The sequence below is a fragment of the Methanosarcina mangrovi genome (assembly GCF_052057765.1).
GTDB lineage: Archaea > Halobacteriota > Methanosarcinia > Methanosarcinales > Methanosarcinaceae > Methanosarcina.
In genome coordinates this window covers 2540580-2561220 of sequence record NZ_CP195120.1, presented here as the reverse complement: position 1 = coordinate 2561220, position 20641 = coordinate 2540580, and the positions used below count along the sequence as shown (strand labels likewise).

The window sequence follows — 20641 nt, the reverse complement described above, 5'->3', positions numbered from 1 at the left end:
GTGAAAAAAATAAAATAATACTTCCGATAATTATTAGATATATACATATTTAAGAAAATTCTGAAGACAGCTTCAGTAGAGCCGAATATTAAGTTAAAAAATAGGGAAATCACATGGATTTAATAAAAATTATATGCGGAATGCTTGCAGTTGCTCTTTTTCTGGGTGTTCTTACCTGTGGTAGTCATGACGACCGGGCAGCAGTTGCAGAAGAATTCAAAAATGAAACTTTAGGCGAACCCGCCTCAGAGGTGACCGGGGAATCCCTGGCTGCAGGAGAAAACACAACCGTAGAACAGGCTAGCCAGGGACCTGCCCCACCAAACTCTCTTATTCTTGCAAAAGGGGAGAGTAAAATGGCAACCGAGAGGAGAAACATCGAATACAAAGTCAGGGCTACAGCCAGACTTGTTGAGGCACAGGGAGAAAAGCTCTTCCCCTCATTCCGGGAGGCAAAGTCCCCCTGGTACAACGGTGACTTCTATATTTTTGTCTGGGCGATGAACGGAACTCAGGTAGTCTGCCCTCCGGACAGGGAACGCGAAGGAGAAAACATGAGCGGGCTCCTGGACGCGGAAGGAAAGCCCATAGGGAAGCTCTTCATAGAGGCAGCCCGGAATGGAAATGGCGAAGGCTGGATCGATTACAGCTGGAAGGAATCCGAAAGTTCCGAGCCTGCCCACAGGTTTACCTTCGTGAAAAAGGCTACCTTTGAAGGGCGGGCTTACATAGTCGGTTCAAGCTTTTATGCGGATGATTATATCCTCTGCAAGAACCTGACCGAATGCACCTATCTCGAAGAGCCCGGAAATATCCATGTTGCGGAACTGCTGAACCCCGGAAACGTTGATAGAAACCTTGACCTGAACTACAGCGTAGCTCATTCGTTTATCGAACCCGGAGAAAATATAGCTCCCCACATGATGAAAAATCCGGAAGTTCACTATATCCTTGAAGGAGAAGGCATCCTCTATATTGACGGAATTCCGGTAGAACTGCAGCCGGACCAGCTCATATACATCCCCGCAGGAGCTATTCAAACCACATACAATACCGGAAATACTACCCTCAAATTCCTGGCCATAAACCAGCCCGGCTGGTCAGAGAAAAATACTAAAGTCTTTGAATAATAATTAAAGTAATCGAATAAAAACTAAAAATTTTGAGTAGTAGCTAAAAATTTTGAGTAGAAACTAAAATGTCTAAGTAAAAAATGAAATATTTAAACAAAGTATCCATCGGAACAGCCCTTAAAGAAACTCCAGGTCACTTTCGTATGTAACGCACAGCCCCCAGCTGTCAAGGCTGCCTTCATTTCCTGCTGCCTGGTCCGAAACCTTCAGGGTCCAGACCCCCTTCATCTCTTTGTTTACGGCAGGCAGCAGGACCTCATCGGATTCGGTACCGAACGTTTTTTTGAGATCCCTTCGTCCATATCCGATCCTGTTATGCAATATCAGTTCTTCCCCCGACGGCATGACCAGTATGGCTTTCAGATCCCCTATCGAAGGGTGAGTAATTTCCAGGGACACGCTGAGGCTTACAATTTTTCCCCTTCTTTCTATCTCAATAAGGCTCTCGATGCCTTCCGGGTCATTATCAGGCACGTTGAGGAAAGGAAAAATCTCCCTCTTAAGTTCTTCCTTTTCGACCTTCTGTATCAGAAATTTAATTCCCCAGCTGTGGAAAGAGCCTGTATGTTCCTTTGCAAGATCCTCAACCCTTAAAGCCCAGTTTCCCCAGACCCTCTCACCTATGCAAGCCTTCAAGGCCGGAACCGAGCCCGAATTATACGTCCTTACAAGGCTCATGTCCCTTCGGGCGAGCCGGTCATGCAGAATTATGCTTTTTTCGACAGGCGTAAACAGTGTGAGCCTCAGGTCCCTGAGATATGGGTGCTCAATGTTTACTCTGACCCTGATATCTTTTACAAGCCCTTCCTCCGGAACATAAATGGAACTCAGGATTCCATCGGGGCTCACATCCGGGATAGGGACTCCGGGAAAAACCTCTTTTTCGACCTGAAACCGGTCACCAAGGTCTTTCGGCTTTCCGAGGCCGACAGCAGCCCAGGCATTTTTTATAGCTGCATATTCGGACCCTTTCTCCCCGTATAGCTGGCGGCAGGCGTTCAACAGGGCATGCCTTGCTTCCCGAAACGTCCACCTGCTCAGGGTTGCACTGCACAGGTACGCGGTAAGGGCAAGATAATAGATCTTTTCGGCTTTTGCTCTTGAAATCCCTTTTACCTTTATCCCGTGGTGGGTTCCGCCTTCAATGGTAAGGTAAGCAGCTTTATTGAGGATTCCACTGTTCAGGTGAATATATCCTGCCTGGTTCTTATGCAGGTCAGGTACCTCGCCGGGAGCAAGCCGCACGTAATTGTCAAGGTGGTCAGGCTGTCCGAACCTTGGGGGATCGGAAAGGTCTCGCAGGGCGTCTCCGGGATGAAAAGGGGTATAGACTCCTTCCCCTATTTCCCAGTTTTTTATCTTTTCTTCATTTGAGATAAAAATTGCAAAAACGTCTGCAAAGGACTCATCAAGAGCTCCTGCCTCTCCGCTGTATACAAATCGGGCTGTCTGGGCGGCAACGGCATGTGTCAGCTCGTGAGCCACAATATCGAGTGCAAACGCCATAGGTCTCCAGCGAAAACCATCCCCGTCTCCGAAAACAAGCTGTTTGTGGTAGTCGCTCCAGAAAGAATTGTTGTAGTTCAGTAGAAAGTGAACCGAAGAAACGAGAGGAGAACCCTTATTATCATAACTGTCCCTTCCGAAAGTGTTTTTGTAGTAATCGTACACTATGCCCATATTTTCATGAGCTGCCCTGGCGACCTCATCCGTAGCCAACCGATCTTCAGACAGCAGTTCTCCAGGCAGGATGGACTCATTCTTCGCAGTGTAGGTCTTTCGAAAAAGGGCAGATCGGATCTGGGAAAGTGCGTAAAGCTGCTCTCCGGTATGGGCGTCAATGAAATGGAACTTCCCTGCAAACCCTTCGGCAAAGATGGACTCAACCTGCCAGACCAGATGAAGCTTCTTCAGACGAGGTTTTTTCAGATGAAGCTTATTCAACTGGAAATCGTTTGTGGGAAACCGTGTTTCACCATCCCGAAAAAGCATCAACCTTGAACGGGGAACCGCTACAGCTTGTCCCGAGCCGATATCCTGACGGACAATTTCAATGGCTTCTTCTCTCTTGATTTTCGGCTCAAGGGCGATCGGCACCTCTGCCAGGCGAAAGTCCTTGTATGCGATAACCTCGCCGGCAGGGTTTATGTGGACCTGGGCCGACCCCTCAAAAACCGGGATGCTTTTTATGTACTGGAGGAAAATAACATGGTGAAACCCGGAAAAATCAGTCTCGGCGGTGAAAAGTTCCAGGCTCTCATCAAGCCCGGGCTGCATGTCCGTAAGCGCCCTGTGCTCTTCCAGAAACTTCCTTGCTATTGTTTCAGGATTTTCGGCTGAAGGCTTTGAAAGGGTGCCTTTGATGAATTTAGGAACCTTCATCCGGGAGTCCCAGAAAATTTCGGATTCAGGATCTATTTTCTTAAGTTTCTCGGCATCTTTTGCCTGTTTTTTGCTCAGTCCTCTCATATTTGCCCCAGATCTTAATTTTCCTTCTCAGTAGATTCCATATTCATCCTGAAGTTATTTATAAGATGATTATGAAAGTTTCGAAAAAATTGTTTAAAAAATTGTTTATACGATATACGAAAAACAAACCGAAGTTATACAAAAATTGAAAAAAGTGAGAGAAATTTAGACTGAACTGCGTTCTAATAATTCCTTCAAATTGAACTGTTCATATCCTCCGTACTGTGCCGGAAAATCATTGATTGCGAGCCAGAAATCTCCGGTTTCCGGATATGCCACCAGACTCCACATATTTGCTATATGTGCTTTAAACTGCCCCACCGGTTCTTTTGCTTTATAGGCAAAGTCAGGATACAATGCACAAATAGTACAGAGGATATTATTTGTCCAGGAAGGGAAAAATACGTCGCGGGTCTGGCGGGTATAAGGGTCATAGCAGTCGCTCAAGATTTTTATTGCATTTTCAACCGTAATATTGCTATAATACTCGTGAATTAACTGCTGGTAGCGTTCAAAACGGCTGGGGGCCTGGACATAAAAATTATAAGGCTCTTTCAGGCTGTTCTGCCAGTTTTCGATCGTTGAGATATCTTTTAGCTGGTTTACCGGAACCTGATCAGTTACCATGTTGTACCCGGAATAACCCATCCAGCCCGGATAACAGTTGGAATGGTTCGTCTGCCACAGGGCTTCAACACCCGGCATAGGATAACGGCAGCAGACTTTTCTGGAAGACGTTTCGACCACGACTGCCTTTTTAGCCCTGGCATCAGCTACATGATAGGCAATCCCGGCACAGCGAGGGTACTCCTGGAAAATCCTGATCGCATCCTCGACCGTCTGCGCATGAGTCAGGAGCAAACGAGTAAATATGGCTATCCCGCAGCCTTTCATACTTTCATGCTGCATGGAATTTAACTGGGTCATCATCGCAAGCCCATCCGCATTTATACCCCCGTCCAGCCCGATCATTCCCGGATAGGTTAAAAAAGCATGTCCAATCCCATCATCAGGACTTGCTACAACCAGCATTCGGTTTGATAACTGTTCCGGCATATTGAAATTGTCTTCATTTTTCCCGAATATCAGTTTTCCATCGCCTCCAGCCCATTCTCCCCAGGCAGAAAAACTGCTGCAACCCCCACCAGCAGGTTTACTTATATTCTGCTGGGAAGCTCCATTATTCCCGTTTTTCCCGACAACAGGGTTCTCACCCTGATTATCGTCCTGATTATCGCCCTGATTTTTATCCTTATTATCTTCCTGCTCATCGCCTTTCCAGTAATCAGGATGGCAGTAAATACACCACTGATCATAATTGGTGTTCCAGAGCAGGATCTGTTCGAGGCTTACGTTTATTCCGGCATCTTTGACCCCATCGGCAATTCCGATCATTTCTTCTTTGAATTCCTGCGGTAAAAAAGGTTCAGCCGCCCTTTGCCCCATCCATAAGAGTTCCTCTGCCGTATCAATATTCGAGCCTGTCTGTGCGGCAACATAAGCAGCGGTGGCTAAAAGGGTCCTGTTAACCATCAAGTCTATTTTATCTGCCAGCAAATACCCATGCTGATAACCCATTTCGTACGCTTTACCTTCAAGGTGAAGGACTTTGACCCCTCTTATTTCCTCAAAACAAGCCTTATTAAGAATTTCATCTTTCTTCATGGTCATAGATAATATTTTAACTTATTTAAGACTGTTTGGCTTTTTTGTGCAGGTATGCATAAACAATTTATCAGTCAAGACGCAGGTCTCTTCGTACCAGGCTCAGTCTGAAAAACGAGCATAGTGTAAACTATCCAACCACTTATTGCAGTCTTCTTCTGTCAATCAAAAGAAAGGTTTCAGCCTGAAAAAAGAAAATTTGTTTTCCCGACTCTGCCTAAGCTCAGGCGGAGTGGGCGGCCCACCAATAGCCGTAGGAGAACCTGGACCGAAACTCAAGGGCTCCGGCAAAACTGAGTAAAAAAGAGTAGCCGGGAGGTAGATTAGAGGAATGAATATACAGGAAAAAGGCGAGATAAAACTGTAAAAAAGCAAAAAAACTATCTCCAGGGGAGAAAAGTGAAAATATAGGAGGATTTTATAGGTTTGAGCCCTTCACTTCATATATTTTATAAATATTCGGCACATAGAGATTGCGAATGGAATTGAGGAACTGTAGCAAAGGTGATTTTGATCAGATAATCACAAACATCAGGGAGTTCTGGGGTAGTGACAGAACCTTACACCTGCATCATCCCATTCTGGTCAATGAATTCGGGAACGCGGCTTTTGTTTTCAAAGAGAGGGGCACTGTATGCGCTTATATGTTCGTTTTTCACTCCCAGACCGAGCCCGTAGCTTATGTGCATTTGATTGCCGTCAGGAATAATTGCAGAAGGCTTGGCCTCGGCCGAAAACTCTATGAGCATTTTATTAAGTGTGCCAGGAAAAAGCATTGTTTAAAGGTAAAAGCCATAACGAAACCAACAAACCTTGAATCAATAGCTTTTCATAGGAAAATAGGGATGGAACTGACCGGAAACGGTGTTGTTGGCGGACTGCCTGTTGTTTTCGATTACAGTGGACCAGGAGAGCACAGGGTTGTTTTTATAAAGAATATTTGATGCTGATGAGGCATTTTAAAGAAATTATAATATATTTTAAAAGTTTTAGCATGAAAAAGTAGTTTTACTTTTTGTCAAGTTTTTCTCATCATCTTCAGCCAGATACTCCAGTTGCCGAAGGGATGGAATTTAAACAAAATAGGTGCTTGCGGAAGTTACATAAACCTTTTCTGAGGTTTATCCAAAGTAATTTCAATGCCTTAAAAAAGTAAGATAAAACTTGAGAATAGTAAAAAATGCCGTTCACGGAAAAAAGACTTTGAAATATAATTTTTTACGTAACCAGATTTTTTACTTTTCTATATTTTTGCTCTATTTTAAGAATAAGTCGAAACAATAAAGATTTGCTTTTGAGTTCTTTTGTTATCTTTTCTTCTATTTCGTCCTCAATAAGGTTCCGATTTTTGTCTCCTAACTCTACGGGAGTATCATCTAACCAGGGAACATACTCCCATTTCCAGAGATTATGATTTGAATCGTATTCAGCCATCGCATGATTGGAAGTATTTATAAAAAGCACTGGATGTTTTTCTGTGTTAAAATAGTACTTTATATTATGTTCAGGGACCGGATATCCTGAGTCTCCATGAATCGAATCGTATTTCAGGTCATATTTTTCGCTGTATATATTATGAAATATGAATTTATTGCCTTTAACGTCGTCTTCTAACTTGATCCTGAAGGTTTCTATGTCAAGAATCCGACCGTAACGATGGTATCGGAATGCTTGATAGACATTATTTAAAAAAGAGTGTTTGCGAAGTTGTTCATTATTGAAAATTATTGAAACCTCAATTTCAAGATATCCTTCAACAGTTTTGCAATGTGCACAGTTCACTACCCTGACGAAATTTTTCAGGCTATCTACAGCGGGTTGATAAATGACAGGAATATATTTTAAGGAACATTCTTTCTCTTTCTTAGATGTCGTGTCCTTTACATCTTTTACATCAAATATACTGTCACTTTTTTTTGAAGGATTGGAAATCTCTTTAAATATTAACTCGTAGAGTTTATATACGTTGGAGCACTCGAGCGTTTCTCCTTCTTTTACCCATTCCCAGATCCAGCAGTTGTCATTAAACTGAAAAACAAATCTCTCCTTTGGGCCCTCCTCACAAATTTTTCCTTCCTCGCCGCTCTCTCTGAAAGTATAAACATCCTTCCATGGTCTATAAATTTTCTCAAGGTCGAAACCAATCATCAATCTAATTTCGACTACTTTCTCCATAAAAGTACTGAATTGCCTCTTTTTCCTTCGAATAATAATCTTTAACTTGTCATCTAAAGCTCTTGCCAGACTGATATTGCATGCGCGATAGTCCCATATCTCAACTTCTCCGGTCCAAAAAAACCTGGATTTCTTATACCCCCAACCTTCATAGCTATCTTTTACTTTCCATCTCCTTTCTCTGTAGGAAAAAAAGAGTTCTGGGTCGGATTCGGAGTCATTTTTATTTGATAATGTATCTTGGATGGAAGTCGGATTCGATGGTTCAAAAAACTCTGTCAATATACTCCAACCTAATCGGATTTTGATTGTAGAAGCCTTGGTTACCATGAAGCAGGAAAAAGGCTGGTGTTGGGCGTAAATTCCAAGCAGACTGTGGGAAAAATTACTGAAAAAGCCAATGGTTCTTAACTCCTGCCATTCTGCCTGAAAGATGCACTCCAGGTGATGTAACTGACACTCAGAGAGTTACAATAATGCCAGATTTACAAGCCTTCATCAGGCAGTTCGAATTCCGCAATCACCGGTGAATGGTCCGATTCCGGAAATTTGATGTCTGTAGCAAATGCGATAGATTCGTCATGCAGCAGCTCATTGTGCACCTCGGAACCCTTATAGTACGCCAGCATATCCCTACATACCAGCAAATGGTCCAGCATATTCCCTTTACCCTGATGGTAAAGCGAAAAACGGGCAGATTCCGGAATGCTCATCCAGAAGATGTTCCAGATTATCAGCACAGGGTTCCATAGAAATTCAGCTTTTACTTTTGTCCCGCATCAGAAACCCCTACATTCTTATTTACTAGCTGAGCTTCCAGAATTTTTTCCAGAACTTCCCGGTAAGCCCTTATCAGGATTTCAGAATCCAAGTGTTTACCTCTCGACTTGAGCCGATCCACCTCAAGCAGAAACTTCGCTACATTTTTAGGAGGCAGATTTTTTTCCGCAAACTTTGCCGCCAGAATTTTCAGCTCTTTTCGGGAAAAACACTTGTTTGGTTTTTTTCATCAAAGAAGTTGAATATAACTCCACAATTCCCGTGCCCTATGATCCTTGTTGAGGGATTCGCAGAAATTTTTATATAATCTTTAAATGTTACCCTCCCTACCAGTTCACCACATTCGCATATGATCATTTGATCAAACCCCCCTGGTGAATAGAAAAAGAAAAAAAAATAAAGAAATTCAACCTGAAATCGAGAGTTCCCACTGACTGTGGGAGCTATCATCGCCCCATCACTCACTCCCAAATATTTCCTCAGCTAGAAGTTTTCTGGAAACCCATGAATATATAGTTACACAAATATATATGCGTTTTTATACAATCAATTTAAAGAATAATATGCTAACAAAAAACATTAATCAGATGCCTGATATCCTATTCATTCCTATGTACATAGCCATCCGTGTTCCGGCCGAAAAAGGGGAAGAAGCCCGCCTGAATGTTTTAGCTTCAGGGCTTCTTGACCAAACCCGAAAAATTCGTAAAGTCCGGACAGAAAAAGGAACTTTCCTGGAGATCCCGGTAACGAAAGCCGCAGGCAACCGGATTGGAGACTTCCCCGTCATCAATCAGGAAAAACCCGAATTTCTGGAAAAAACCTGTTCCCTGAAAGAATACCTTTCAGACACCTTAACCGAAGCAGAACTGGAACATGTCCCTTCAAGCTGGCACATTTTAGGAGACATCATCATTGTCAGCATCCCCGAAACCCTCGATGAAAAAAAGCTCTTGATAGCTAAAGCTCTGCTTTCCATGTACCCGAAATGTCGGAGCGTGGTCAGGGACTTCGGGATCGAAGGTCAGTTCCGCCAGCCAAAAAGAGAACTGCTTCTCGGCAGTGGGACCGAAACCGTCCACAAAGAACACGGCTGCTTTTTCAAACAGGACGTAACAAAGGTGATGTATTCCAAAGGGAACCTTGAAGAAAGGAAAAAGATGAGCAAACTTGGGCAGGGAGAAATTGTTGTGGACATGTTTGCAGGGATAGGGTATTTTTCAATTCCCATGGCTTTCCACGCGCGTCCGGAAAAAATAATTTCGATAGAGATAAACCCTGAATCCTTTGCCTACCTGAAAGAAAATATTAAGCTGAACCATGTGGAGGACATTATCACCCCGATTCTTGGAGACTGCTCACAGGCTGCTCCCGAGGGGAAAGCTGACAGGGTTATTATGGGTTATGTGGGAACAACCCACCACTATCTGGAACCGGGTATAAACGCCCTGAAAAAAAGTGGAGGAATCCTGCATTATCATGAAACCGTGCCTGAAAATCTCGCCTTGACAAGGCCTGAAGAAAGGATAAAAAAAGCTGCCGGATGCCTGGGGAAAAAAGTTGAGGTCCTGGCAACCCGAAGGATAAAAAAGTATTCTCCGGGTGTTTTGCATGTGGTTGTGGATGCGCGGATCTTTGAATGAAGGATTTTAGCCTGATAACTAAAGAAATCGATTCTCACCCAGATTCTCATCCAGACACTCATCCGGATTCTCATCCGGATTCTCATCCTTCCTTATACGGGGAGCCTTGTGAGACAGTTACATCCATTGCAAGAATCTTCCCGTAAATATTTCTTTTTTGTACGATAGGCCACCACCCATAGAGGAAAACGTAAATGGGTTCCCACATGGCAACCCAGCCGATGATTGTCAAGCCTTCGGAAAACATGGATATAAGAAGTCCTCCTTCCAGGGTTGAAAGCAGCCTTATCAGAAGCAGGCAGAGAAAAAGGAAGATGACTGCAATGGTCATGTTTCTCCTCCCTCGCTGAAGGAGTCGTCTCAGGTCGATTTCAGTCAGAACTTTTTTGTAGAGGAAATGATTCCTGATTGCTTCCTTAAGGGTACGCTCCGTTTCCTGATTAAATTCGGAAGGAGGAACATATATCATAATTTCAAGGGGCTTTTTTAGAGGGAATTCCCCAACTATGTTATAAATATACACTTCTGCGTCTTCATCAAGCTCTTTTTCGTGAAACGGAGCTGGATCAAATGAATTAAATATCTGCATCATGCTGTGAAGCTCAAGCTCGATTAAGAGCTTTCCCTCACGCTTTCTGTAAAGGGCTTCTGTCCCCTTATGAGAAAAATCCACCCTTCCGACCATTTTATTTATCTACCTTATATAAAACATTTTTTTCGATTCACATGAACATCCTTTAAACTGTTGTTATGTTCTATATAAAGCTTTACTCTTCCGGTTTGGATATTAAGCCGTTCAGGGAGCTTGTTTTGGCGTAAAACGATATCTTTGGGATCTTTCCCCTGCCAGAGACCTTTTCCCTACATAGACATCCATATGTACAATTTTTTCGTAAATGTTCCGCTTGTGGATAATCGGCCACCAGCCGTAAAGGAAAATATGCACCGGCTCCCACATCGCAACCCAGCCGATAATAAGGAGCCCTTCAGAGAAAAGAGTATTCACAAGGCTTTCTTCAAAAGCCGAAAGCAGCCGAATCACGAGCAGGCAGAGAAAAAGGAAGGTAAGGGCTATTATAAAGTTTTTTCTCCCCTGATAAAGCAACCTTTTCAGTTCGATTTCCGCAAGGAGTCTTTTGTAAGAGAAATGATTCTTTATAGCTTCCTTAAGGTCTGTTTCCAGTTCCGCGCTGACCTCGGCAGACGGTAGATATATCATGATTTCAAGGGGCTTTTGCAGGGGAAACTCGTCTACAGCGTTATAGAGATATTCTTCTGCATCCTGATTAAGCTCTTTTTCATGAAACGGGGCAGGATCAAAAGAATCAAAGAGTTGAAGAAAGCTTTTGAGTTCGAGTTCGATCACAGGTATTCCTGCATGCTCCCTGTAAAGAGCCTCCGTCCCTTCACCTGAAAACCTTTTCTCCCTATCTGTGCCGGTGCCATTTCTAATATATCTTCCCCCTTACCGGTTTAATGAGGCATGTATCTGCAATGAAAAATATCGTAACCTCTTCCCTGTCATGCCTCCTGTCCTGGAATCTATCCGAAATCCCTGATTAATATTGGCTGGCAAGATATAAAACCTGAGATCGTCCACAAACCAGGAAATATTCCAGAAAACTGTTTTAATCGAGCTTTTTCAGAATCCGGAAAGTAACAAGCTGTGTATAAATTCTGAACCATTGTAGAATTTCTGAGAATTTCTGAGAATTTCTGAGAATTTCTGAAATGTCTGAAAAAAAGAAATACAGATTTGAAAGAGAAAATAAGATCCAATTTAAGTCTCTTTGCCCTGTTGAGATTACATTACAACTTCCAGGAAATGTCCGATTTTCCTTCGATCCCGAGGCGCAGTTCGGGTGGTTCAAGTCGGGATTTTGAGCTGTCGATGTTTTTATTATGCTCAAAATATCAATTGAAAAAACAACGAGAAAGGCAGTGTGACAGGGAAAACGTCCGGTTTGGCGACCAGTATGCGGACTTCTCCAAGTCACATCGCTAAAAAAGGCCTTTCTCCTTCTGGAAACGAGCTCATTCCGATCCCGCAACTCTTTGGGCTTTGATCAAAAACTGGCCACGACAGACATGATCGCCTGATGGAGCTCTTTTGGATTCTTAGAGCTGATCATTACTCTTTTCCCGGTGATGAGCTTCAGGGTTACAACGAAATTTGCTCTCTTGGAAAGGGGAGCATCTTTGTAGTCCTTTCCGGTAAATGGGTCATATGCCTGAATCCTGCAATCTTCGACCACATAAATTGGGATTTTCTTAAATGAGGGATTCAGAGGTATTAAACGGATATAGATTCCGTCCTTTCTGACCTCCGTGATATGTTTTGTACAGTAGAACAGAAGAGGAAAGAATACGCCGAAAACAAGCCAGAGCGCAAATAGGTAGATGTCAGGAATATTCTGAACTCCGGCAGGTTTTCCGAAGACTAGGCTGTAGACCTCGACGTACCAGAGCAGAAGGGCAGGATAGAGAACAGAAACCATAAAAACGTTATTGTGCAGATCCTGTACTTCTCGAAAAATTAAGCCTGTTTCCGAATGCTCCATAACAACCCCTCCCATAGCCATGACCTGACCAGACACATGCCCTGAGCAGCATATTCCTTACATTATTTACCATACGGATACCCTTATTATACGAAACAGGCAACTTACACGTCCTTAGCAACTTCCAGGCAAACACATGTATTACCCCAGTTAAAGCCGTGCCTTCTAAGGAAACTGGTTTAATAAGTAAGTACCCGCAATTGGAAACGTTTTGACTGGAAAGGTCTTTAATTGATAATCTTTCTATTTTTCTCTATCAAAGCGGGGTAAATAAATCTTCCGAAAAAAAATAGGAATTCTATATTATTTTTTATTTAAAAATCCAGGAAATGATTAAAAATTAACTGCAGTAATAAATTACTTAATGAAATTATATGTACAGATTACAAAGTCAATCACAGTGTAGAAAAATTTATAAACTATAAACTCAACCGGATTTTTTCAGGACTCATAGGATTTTTAAAATTCAAACAATTCGATAAAATGGAGTGTTTAATATAGGAAGTTTTGAATTAAAAAACTCGAATTAAAAAACTTGAATTAAAAAACTTGAATTAAAAAACTTGAATTAAAAAACTTGAATTAAAAAACTTGAATTAAAAAACTTGAATTAAAAAACTTGAATTAAAGAAAGTATTGGAAATAAAAGACAAACACATGAAAACTTAAATAAGCTTGAAGAATTATCCTGATGCCTGTCTTTTCATTGCTTTGCTGACTGCTTCGGAAAGTTTTTCCGGAATCTGGGAGCCAATCATCAGTTTTTTTACTTTGCTTCCTTCCCCAAATTCGAAAAATACGCCCCTGTTGCCTTTTGCATTGTATGCAGTCCCTTTTAGCCCGTAGCGTATGCCCCAACCTCCGTAATCCCTGATCGGTCTGTAGGTCACGACTTTGTAACTCTGGATAGTCGCTAAAGGAAAAAATCTGAAGGAAAAATGCAGCGGAAAAAAGCGGACATAGAGACCATCTTTCCTGACCTCGGTAATCATTTTGAGGGAATAGAAAAAAAGAGGGAAAAGAACCCCGAAGACCAGCAGTAAGCCAAGCATCATCCAGTCAGGAGCAGGATTGTTCCCGAAAGGTTTCCCAAGAAATAGTTGTTGATAAGCCCCATACCAGGACAAAATTACCGGAATCCCAACAACAAGCCTGACCCACACCTGATCCATCTTCTGGACTTCTCTAAAGAGAACTGGATTACATATCCTGCTCATTCCTTCGGTTGCACAGTACATATTGCCGTCTCCGAATATTTATTTAATATTTTATTATCATTTTATATAAATTGAGGGGATTTTTCCGAAAACATTATAATAAAACATAGAAGTTTATGTAAAAGTTTTTGGGAATATATTGGTATAAATCCAGTAGGATCCAGATCATCCAGTAGGAATTTAGTAAGAGTTAGATCATCAGTGAGAATTCAGTAAGAGTTAGATCATCAGTGAGAATTCAGTAAGAGTTAGACTATCCGGTAAGAGCTAGACTGTCCAGTAGAGTTATACTATCAATTAAGGGCTAGACTATCCATTAAGAGTTAGACTGCCCGGTAAGATCCAGATCGTCCAGTAAGAGTGAACCGGAATAAGCGAATAACATGGGACTAAAAACGAAATTTTAAAAAAAGATTAAAAAATAGAGAGATATGGTGTTTAGAACCCGAGTCTCTCCATTTCCTTCAGCACAGCTACACTGAAATCCGTGAAATTCTGAATTCCACCGGTCCAGGCAGCAATCATCATAGCGTCTGAAATTTCGGCTCTTGTGGCTTCGAATTTCTTAAGCCTTTCAAGGATTTTGACTGCGCTTTCTATGTTGTTATTGGAACAGGCGATAGCAAAGACCATAAGGTGCTTCTGCTTCATGGAAAGCCCGTCTTCCCTCTCAGCCCAGATAGCCTGATAAAAGCCGGCAAGCCCTTCGCCAAAATCCTCGCTTATCTTCTCAGCGTAAACAACAGACCTGGGCATAAAGCCCTTTACTTCCTTGATTTCCTGGATATTCTTCCCCATAATAATCGATATGTGATAGGCAAGGATCAGATATAACAGTATCTCTTAGCAGCATTTCAATCAGCCCTCCTGCGAAAAGTAAAAGCAATGGTAATCGTCCACAAATTAGTCCTCTTGGAGCAGTTCACTTCTTGACCCGTAAATAGTCTGCTTGAGCGTAGCTCATTACTATATCCCAAAATTGGCCCTCTTGAGCGAAGCGAAAAGGGCAGCGTACTGCAGAGCCGCAACTCTGCCGAAACAGACCGCGTACTCCCGAGGCGCAATTCAGGAAGGACAGCGTACTGCAGAGCCGCAACTCTGCCGAAACAGACCGCGTACTCCCGAGGCGCAATTCGGGAAGGACAGCGTACTGCAGAGCCGCAACTCTGCTGAAACAAACCGCGTACTGCTGTGATTACATCGCAATTTCCAGAAAATCTCTGATTTTATGTGATCCCGAGATGCAATTCGGGTGAGGCGCAATTCGGGCAGCAAAGGTTTAGACCCATTACTCCCATATTGCCGGGTAGACACGATTACTGAGGTAAAAAATGCTGTACCGCAAATTAGGAAAAACGGGTGAAAAGGTTTCTATTCTCGGCTACGGCTGCATGAGGCTTCCGGTTCTCGACGGGGCGCCCGAAAAAATAGACGAAAAGAAGGCGACTGAACTCCTCCGCTGCGCCATTGACCATGGGGTCAACTACGTTGATGCTGCCTATTCCTATCATGGCGGAATAGGGGAAGCGTTCCTGGGAAAAGCTCTTGCCGACGGGTATCGGGAAAAAGTCCTCCTTGCAACCAAGCTCTCCTGCAAGCGCGTAAACTGCAAGGAGGATATGGACCGCTTCTTAAACGAGCAGCTTGAAAAACTCCAGACGGACTGCATAGACTTCTACCTCCTGCACGCCGTGAAGAAAAGCTACTGGGAAAAAATGAAGAGATTTGGGGTTATGGAGTTCCTGGAAAGGGCCCGCGCAGCTGGCAAAATCAAATACACCGGCTTTTCCTTCCACGACGAGCTGGAGGTTTTTAAGGAAGTGGCGGACGCCTACCCCTGGGACCTCTGCCAGATCCAGTTCAATTACCTGGACGAAGACTTCCAGGCCGGGATCGAGGGTCTGAAATACGCGGCTGAAAAGGGCCTTGCTGTTGTCATCATGGAACCCCTGCGTGGCGGAAACCTTGCATCAAACGTTCCGGGAGAGGCAAAAAAGGTCTGGGATCGTGCCAGAATCAAAAGAACCCCGGCAGAATGGGCTTTCCGCTACCTCTGGGACTATCCCGAAATCAGTGTTGTCCTGAGCGGGATGTCGGAACCGGAGCACCTGACAGAAAACCTGAGAATTGCGAAAGAAGGGTATCCAAACTCTCTTTTAACCGAAGAAAAAAGCCTGATCAGAGAAGTTAGGGAGATCTACAGATCCCGGATAAAGGTCAGCTGTACAGGCTGCAAGTACTGCATGCCCTGCCCCTCGGGAGTGAATATTCCGCGGAACCTCAGTTATTTGAATGACGTTTTTGTGCTTGATGATGTGGAAAATGCCAGATTCCAGTATGGAGTTCTCCTGTCCCCGGAGGAAAAGGCAGGGAACTGCGTTGAATGCGGGGAGTGTGAGGATGTCTGCCCGCAGAATATTAAGATAAGAGAGATGTTAAAGGAAGTTAAGGAATTTATGGAGAAGTGAAGGGGAATTGGAGTTTTTTTAACTACTTCCTTTTTTTATTTGAATTTCCAAAACCCGGGCTGTCACGAGTTGTTTTCATAGTACATGAAAAGCCGCTCCCCATTTTAGAGTTCAAGACTCGAAAGAACAGAACTCCCTGTTCGTCAATATCCGTCTGTTCCACACAGCACTATTGAAAAGAGGTTTTCGGTAAGCAGGACATCTACAGGCATTTTACTTCCTGGACACTGAACAAAGTTGATAGTACATCCGTTTCCTTCATGCGAAACCTATTACCTCAATAGATTCACAGGAAGTTGCCACTTTACTATCAGGGCTTAGGGCACTAAGCCCACAGGAGGTCTCTTTCAGGGAATGCAAGAAATCAGCCCTGATTTTTGCGATCATTTCCTCGGGCCGGGTGCAGCAAAACAGAATCGGATCACCTCCAAGTATCTGAACGTAACCTTTCTTCTCCATTCTCCTGAGGATACCGTAAACCTTGGTTCTCGGAACCCCGGCCGCTCTGGAAATTTCGCCTGCCCTTGCCCTGCCCGGGCAGACAAGCACGGCATAAATCTTTGCTTCATTTTCGGTAAAACCTAGCTTCTGGAGATTTTTAATTAATTTCGAACTCATATTTATTTCTCCTGAAGGGATCAAATGCCGAGAATTCACGATTCTCGGCATTTATCCATGATTTTTCAGTTCTCCGGTTCAAAATTTCACAGCATTTCAATCCACTTCCTGCAGCCTGCAGTTGCTGGTTGCCAAAGTGATCATGCTTCAGTTTTTTTACTCAAACTGCTGCTGCAACTGCTGCTGCCAAACTTGCCGCTCTTCTCTTCTCCCGGCGAGTATCCATCATCACGATGAGGGGTGGGAAGACCACGAAGGTAACGAAGATTGCCAGACAAACGTCAATGACCGTCACAAGTCCAAAATTGCTCAGAATGGGGAAGGGAGAAAATATAAGAGCCGAAAACCCGAAGACCGTTGTAGCTCCCGAAGCTATAAGAGCTGAGCCCGTGGTGGTCACTGCCTGGTTAATTGCGCTCACAGGGTCCAGGCCGTTATCTTTTTCCTCAAAGTAACGTTCCATCATCAGGATGGAATATTCGGATCCCACACCAAGGATCAAAGCCCCGAGCACCGCAGTCATGGGGGTATAGGCGATGTTCAGCCCTGCCATGACAAGTCCCGACCAGCCGATAACTATAAACATTGGGATTATCGGGGAGAGAGCTTTCGTGAAGTCCCTGTAAACCACAACCAAACCTATCAGCACAAGCCCAACGCCGAGCATAGTCATAAGGACTCTCCCGCTCGTAAGGGCGTTGATTATGTCGATCATCGCTACCTGTTGACCGGTAATAATGACATTGGTTTCAGGAAGTGGCTGCATCCACTGTATGTCTTTCTGGACAATGTCCCTAAGTTCTTTAATGCCTGTAATTTCAATGTTATCCATGGCCTGCCCGATATCGAGGTCAATTGTGAGCAGCTGGCTCCCCAGTATGTATTCCTGTTTCTGGCTGGCGGGGATTTCATCGTATATTGCCTGTATTTCTTCCGAACTTTCAGGAATCGTCCCACCGTTTTTCTCCTTTACAAGGTCCACAATACTCGTAGCCGCGTATATGTGGCCCCGGTTTGTAACTTCATGCTGACCAAACTCATCAATCCATTTCAGCACTTCCGGGTCACTGTTATCCTTAACCCTGAGTATAATGTTGAGATGGTCTCCACTCCCCGGAAGCAGGTCCATCATTTGCTTATAATTTATAAGGGAAGGCATATCTTGAGGGATGAAGGAATTTGTATCGGTCTGGATAGGCACTGACTGATCTGCATAAAGCCCCGCAAAACATGTAAGCAGTGCAATTACAAGGATGATCTTTGAATGCCCTATGGTAAAGTCAGCGACTTTTATCAGGGCGTTTTCAAGAGCCTTGGCTTTCTGAACTTTTACAGATTGAGTCTTTGAAGAAAAAGCTTCGATTTCGACATCTCCTTTTCTATTATTAAATAACTTTAATGGATTCTTTCTGGATATCCAGTCGAAACTGTACAGGATTACCAGTCCGAAAAAGAGTGCAGAGAGGTAACACATGACAACCCCTATGAGGAGCAATTTTCCAAAATCCCGGATCATGGGTACTGTGGAGGTAAAAAGGGGAATAAAACCAAGAGCAGTCATTGTCAGGGCGATCAGAACGGCAGGGCCTGTGTGCTTTACGGTGAGGACGAGGGCTTTTCCGGAACTGTTTCCCCCCCGAATCTCTTCTTCCATCCTGTTGTGGAACTGGATAGCATAGTCAATCCCAAGCCCGATCAGGATGGGAAAAGCTGCCATGGAGACCATTGTCATGGGTACTCCGACATATCCCATGAACCCGAATGTAAAAAGAACTCCCAGCAGAACAATCGGCAGGGGCAAAAGTCCCCACCTCACATGCCTGAAGACCAGGAGAAGCACGACGACCATCAGAAGGGAAGAAATTCCAAGCAGCAGACCTAAACTCTGGGTCATCTCTTTATTGATATCCACCCTCAGGGCGGGAGAACCGGTAACAATGAGGCTGTACCCTGGAGGAAAAGTAGCTTCTGTAAGTGAGGTGTCCAGAGCATTAAGGATATCTTCTTTCTGCTGGTCAGTTGCGCTGCCTGCGACCTTTATTACTATCATCATATGGGTCTCGTCAGGCATGAGGGACTCGAACAGCGTCGACTGGCTGTTAAGCAGATCCTTAACTTCCAGGTCCGAATCCGGGATGATTCCCCTTCCGGAAATTTTGTAATTGAGTTGCTTTACCAGGGTAGCAGGGCTTGTGACAGACTGAACTCCCGGGACAATCAGCATCTGCTGCTCCAGCCTGTCCGCAGCTTTCATTACAGCTTCAGATGCAACCTCGTTTCCCTGAACCATCACTACAATGCTGTCGGTCTCGAAGTTTTTCTTGAAAAGGTGGTCATAGTCTTTGTACAGTTGCGTACCTTTAGAAACAAAAGTTTCCGTTCCGGAAGCCATCTCGATCAACTGGGCTCCCTGAATGGAAATAATAATAAAAAGCAACATCATGGCAATTATAGTTGGGCGATTACTCTCAATAAAAACCCCTAATTTTTCGAATGTGTTTTTTATGGCGGTACCCCCTTAATGACTGCATTTACTCTTTTTTGGAACGTTCTTCATTTTTCAGGAAAAAATCCATAGCCACGGCTGTTCAAAACAAATTTCTCCATGAAAATTATTCGAATAATTTTCCAGTACCTTGCTTTGTACTCAGGATATTAGGTCTGGATTTGCTTTATGTGCTCTAAAAATCAGGTCAGATTATTTTTCACAGGACCCCTAAAAGTGCCTGCAGGCCATGGCTCAAAGGAGAGAAGGCACCAGAGTTTTAGGGGTGTATAGATTCAGCCGGGACCGAGTTCTGGATCAACTTTCTTCCGGCTCTTTCGGGTTTGCAGTACTGTTTTAATGTATTCTCAATGTTATCCTTAATGCTTTTTGATGCCCGGGTTCTTAATACCCCACTGCTCCTGCAGGCACTTCTTCTACATTTCTGCGGGTTCTCTGTTCTGTAGACCCTCTGTCAAACATCCCTCCTATTTTTTTCAGGCATTTTTCCCCGGGGATCATTCCTCTCCACCCAGTTTGGAATCGATTTTCTTCATGATCCGTACCTCCGTTTTCAGGCAGGCTTCATACTCGCTGAGATCCTGTTCGTCAAGATAAACCATGATAGAAGCATGAACTTCTTCCATTATTCCGAGAAGAACTTCATAGTACCTTTCCCCTTTTTTAGTTAGGGACACCAGGACTTTTCTTCGGTCTTCCGGGTCCGTTCTTCTCTTAACGATTCCCTTTTTTTCCAGGGAGTCTATCATTCTTGAAAGGCTACTCCTATCCAGGTTCATGCACAGGCCGAGGTATGAAGGAATGATTTCCTCCATCGTGCCGATTATCAGAATGACCGTAGGCTGTTGTTTGCCGAGTTTTTCGAGTTCATCGAATCTGGCTCTGGATATTTTTTGAGAGACTTCTCTTTCAAACAATTTGTTGAAAAGTATTGTCCTTTCCAGCATCAGTAGCCGGAGTTCTCTTATTTTGTTGTTATCTAACATGCTTCCTCCAGGACGCTGCGCATGTAACTGCGGGTATAGATTGAGGGATGACAGAGCCAGATTACATTGTTGGTCTGTAAGCGCCTGAGGATTTACTTTAGTTTCATACGATGAAAACTTACTGTTTGACAAATCAGATTGGTGCAATTATCAATAATTAACATTTACAACAAATTAACAGTATCATATTTAAGTTTATCGAATTTTTATAAAAATAATAAAAAACAGTCATCTACACCCTGCTTAATCGGAAGATATGCAGTATCATCCAAACCTGGAAGCTTTTTGTTACTTCTTTTACCCCTTGCAAGGCTGGAAGCTGTCTCGCCTGCCGCACAAGAATGAATAACAGGCGGATTCATGATTTTGTTAAAAAATCGAGTGCCATAAAAAAATGCCCCCTGGTTTGAAAAACAATAT

Annotated in this window: 18 protein-coding genes; 5 read left to right on the top strand and 13 right to left on the bottom strand. The window is 43.5% G+C overall.

Features of this window, described 5'->3' with window-relative positions; genetic code table 11:
* Positions 1-113: 113 nt before the first annotated feature.
* A complete protein-coding gene (locus tag ACSAZL_RS11395; protein WP_440944776.1) occupies positions 114-1130 on the top strand; it encodes a cache domain-containing protein in 1017 nt (338 codons plus the stop codon).
* A gap of 120 nt (positions 1131-1250) precedes the next feature.
* Here the strand turns inward: ACSAZL_RS11395 and ACSAZL_RS11390 are convergent, their stop codons facing one another.
* The gene (locus ACSAZL_RS11390) at positions 1251-3602 is read right to left on the bottom strand and encodes a M4 family metallopeptidase (RefSeq protein WP_440944775.1); all 2352 of its coding nucleotides are present in this window, start codon (positions 3600-3602) and stop codon (positions 1251-1253) included.
* A gap of 165 nt (positions 3603-3767) precedes the next feature.
* Positions 3768-5273: a C45 family peptidase gene (locus ACSAZL_RS11385; RefSeq protein ID WP_440944774.1), complete on the bottom strand. Its 1506-nt coding sequence runs from the start codon at positions 5271-5273 to the stop codon at positions 3768-3770.
* Positions 5274-5746: 473 nt separating this feature from the next.
* Here ACSAZL_RS11385 and ACSAZL_RS11380 point away from each other — a divergent pair, with 473 nt between their 5' ends.
* Positions 5747-6211: an N-acetyltransferase family protein gene (locus tag ACSAZL_RS11380; RefSeq protein WP_440944773.1), complete on the top strand. Its 465-nt coding sequence runs from the start codon at positions 5747-5749 to the stop codon at positions 6209-6211.
* 274 nt (positions 6212-6485) lie between these two features.
* Here the strand turns inward: ACSAZL_RS11380 and ACSAZL_RS11375 are convergent, their stop codons facing one another.
* From ACSAZL_RS11375 to ACSAZL_RS11365, 3 genes are all read right to left on the bottom strand, one after another.
* Positions 6486-7772: a hypothetical protein gene (locus ACSAZL_RS11375; RefSeq protein WP_440944772.1), complete on the bottom strand. Its 1287-nt coding sequence runs from the start codon at positions 7770-7772 to the stop codon at positions 6486-6488.
* Positions 7773-7927: 155 nt separating this feature from the next.
* A complete protein-coding gene (locus ACSAZL_RS11370) occupies positions 7928-8182 on the bottom strand; it encodes a hypothetical protein (protein WP_440944771.1) in 255 nt (84 codons plus the stop codon).
* 229 nt (positions 8183-8411) lie between these two features.
* Entirely contained in the window at positions 8412-8579 is a 168-nt protein-coding gene (locus ACSAZL_RS11365) for a hypothetical protein (protein ID WP_440944770.1), read from the bottom strand.
* Between the two features lie 254 nt (positions 8580-8833).
* Here ACSAZL_RS11365 and ACSAZL_RS11360 point away from each other — a divergent pair, with 254 nt between their 5' ends.
* A complete protein-coding gene (locus ACSAZL_RS11360) occupies positions 8834-9865 on the top strand; it encodes a class I SAM-dependent methyltransferase (protein WP_440948839.1) in 1032 nt (343 codons plus the stop codon).
* 82 nt (positions 9866-9947) lie between these two features.
* Here the strand turns inward: ACSAZL_RS11360 and ACSAZL_RS11355 are convergent, their stop codons facing one another.
* The 5 genes from ACSAZL_RS11355 to ACSAZL_RS11335 all read right to left on the bottom strand — a co-directional run bounded on the left by ACSAZL_RS11355 (position 9948) and on the right by ACSAZL_RS11335 (position 14441).
* Positions 9948-10550, bottom strand: coding sequence for a hypothetical protein (locus tag ACSAZL_RS11355; protein WP_440944769.1), 603 nt, complete (start codon positions 10548-10550; stop codon positions 9948-9950).
* Between the two features lie 111 nt (positions 10551-10661).
* Positions 10662-11231 (bottom strand): hypothetical protein, encoded by a 570-nt coding sequence (locus ACSAZL_RS11350; RefSeq protein WP_440944768.1) that lies wholly within the window; start codon positions 11229-11231, stop codon positions 10662-10664.
* Between the two features lie 700 nt (positions 11232-11931).
* Positions 11932-12426, bottom strand: a complete 495-nt coding sequence (locus ACSAZL_RS11345; RefSeq protein ID WP_440944767.1) for a DUF6141 family protein — start codon at positions 12424-12426, stop codon at positions 11932-11934.
* A gap of 683 nt (positions 12427-13109) precedes the next feature.
* On the bottom strand, positions 13110-13664 hold the full coding sequence (locus tag ACSAZL_RS11340; RefSeq protein ID WP_440944766.1) for a DUF6141 family protein: 555 nt from the start codon (positions 13662-13664) through the stop codon (positions 13110-13112).
* A gap of 417 nt (positions 13665-14081) precedes the next feature.
* Complete coding sequence (locus ACSAZL_RS11335) at positions 14082-14441, bottom strand: carboxymuconolactone decarboxylase family protein (protein ID WP_440944765.1); 360 nt, start codon at positions 14439-14441, stop codon at positions 14082-14084.
* A gap of 190 nt (positions 14442-14631) precedes the next feature.
* Between ACSAZL_RS11335 and ACSAZL_RS11330 the strand changes: the two genes are divergently transcribed.
* Both ACSAZL_RS11330 and ACSAZL_RS11325 read left to right on the top strand, forming a co-directional pair.
* Positions 14632-14838: a hypothetical protein gene (locus tag ACSAZL_RS11330; protein WP_440944764.1), complete on the top strand. Its 207-nt coding sequence runs from the start codon at positions 14632-14634 to the stop codon at positions 14836-14838.
* A 136-nt stretch (positions 14839-14974) separates the two neighbouring features.
* The gene (locus tag ACSAZL_RS11325) at positions 14975-16111 is read left to right on the top strand and encodes an aldo/keto reductase (protein WP_440944763.1); all 1137 of its coding nucleotides are present in this window, start codon (positions 14975-14977) and stop codon (positions 16109-16111) included.
* Positions 16112-16369: 258 nt separating this feature from the next.
* Here ACSAZL_RS11325 and ACSAZL_RS11320 read toward each other — a convergent pair whose 3' ends face one another.
* The 3 genes from ACSAZL_RS11320 to ACSAZL_RS11310 all read right to left on the bottom strand — a co-directional run bounded on the left by ACSAZL_RS11320 (position 16370) and on the right by ACSAZL_RS11310 (position 20221).
* Entirely contained in the window at positions 16370-16729 is a 360-nt protein-coding gene (locus tag ACSAZL_RS11320; protein WP_440944762.1) for a TrmB family transcriptional regulator, read from the bottom strand.
* Between the two features lie 160 nt (positions 16730-16889).
* A complete protein-coding gene (locus ACSAZL_RS11315; RefSeq protein WP_440944761.1) occupies positions 16890-19172 on the bottom strand; it encodes a hydrophobe/amphiphile efflux-3 (HAE3) family transporter in 2283 nt (760 codons plus the stop codon).
* 560 nt (positions 19173-19732) lie between these two features.
* Complete coding sequence (locus ACSAZL_RS11310; RefSeq protein ID WP_440944760.1) at positions 19733-20221, bottom strand: MarR family winged helix-turn-helix transcriptional regulator; 489 nt, start codon at positions 20219-20221, stop codon at positions 19733-19735.
* Positions 20222-20641: the final 420 nt, after the last annotated feature.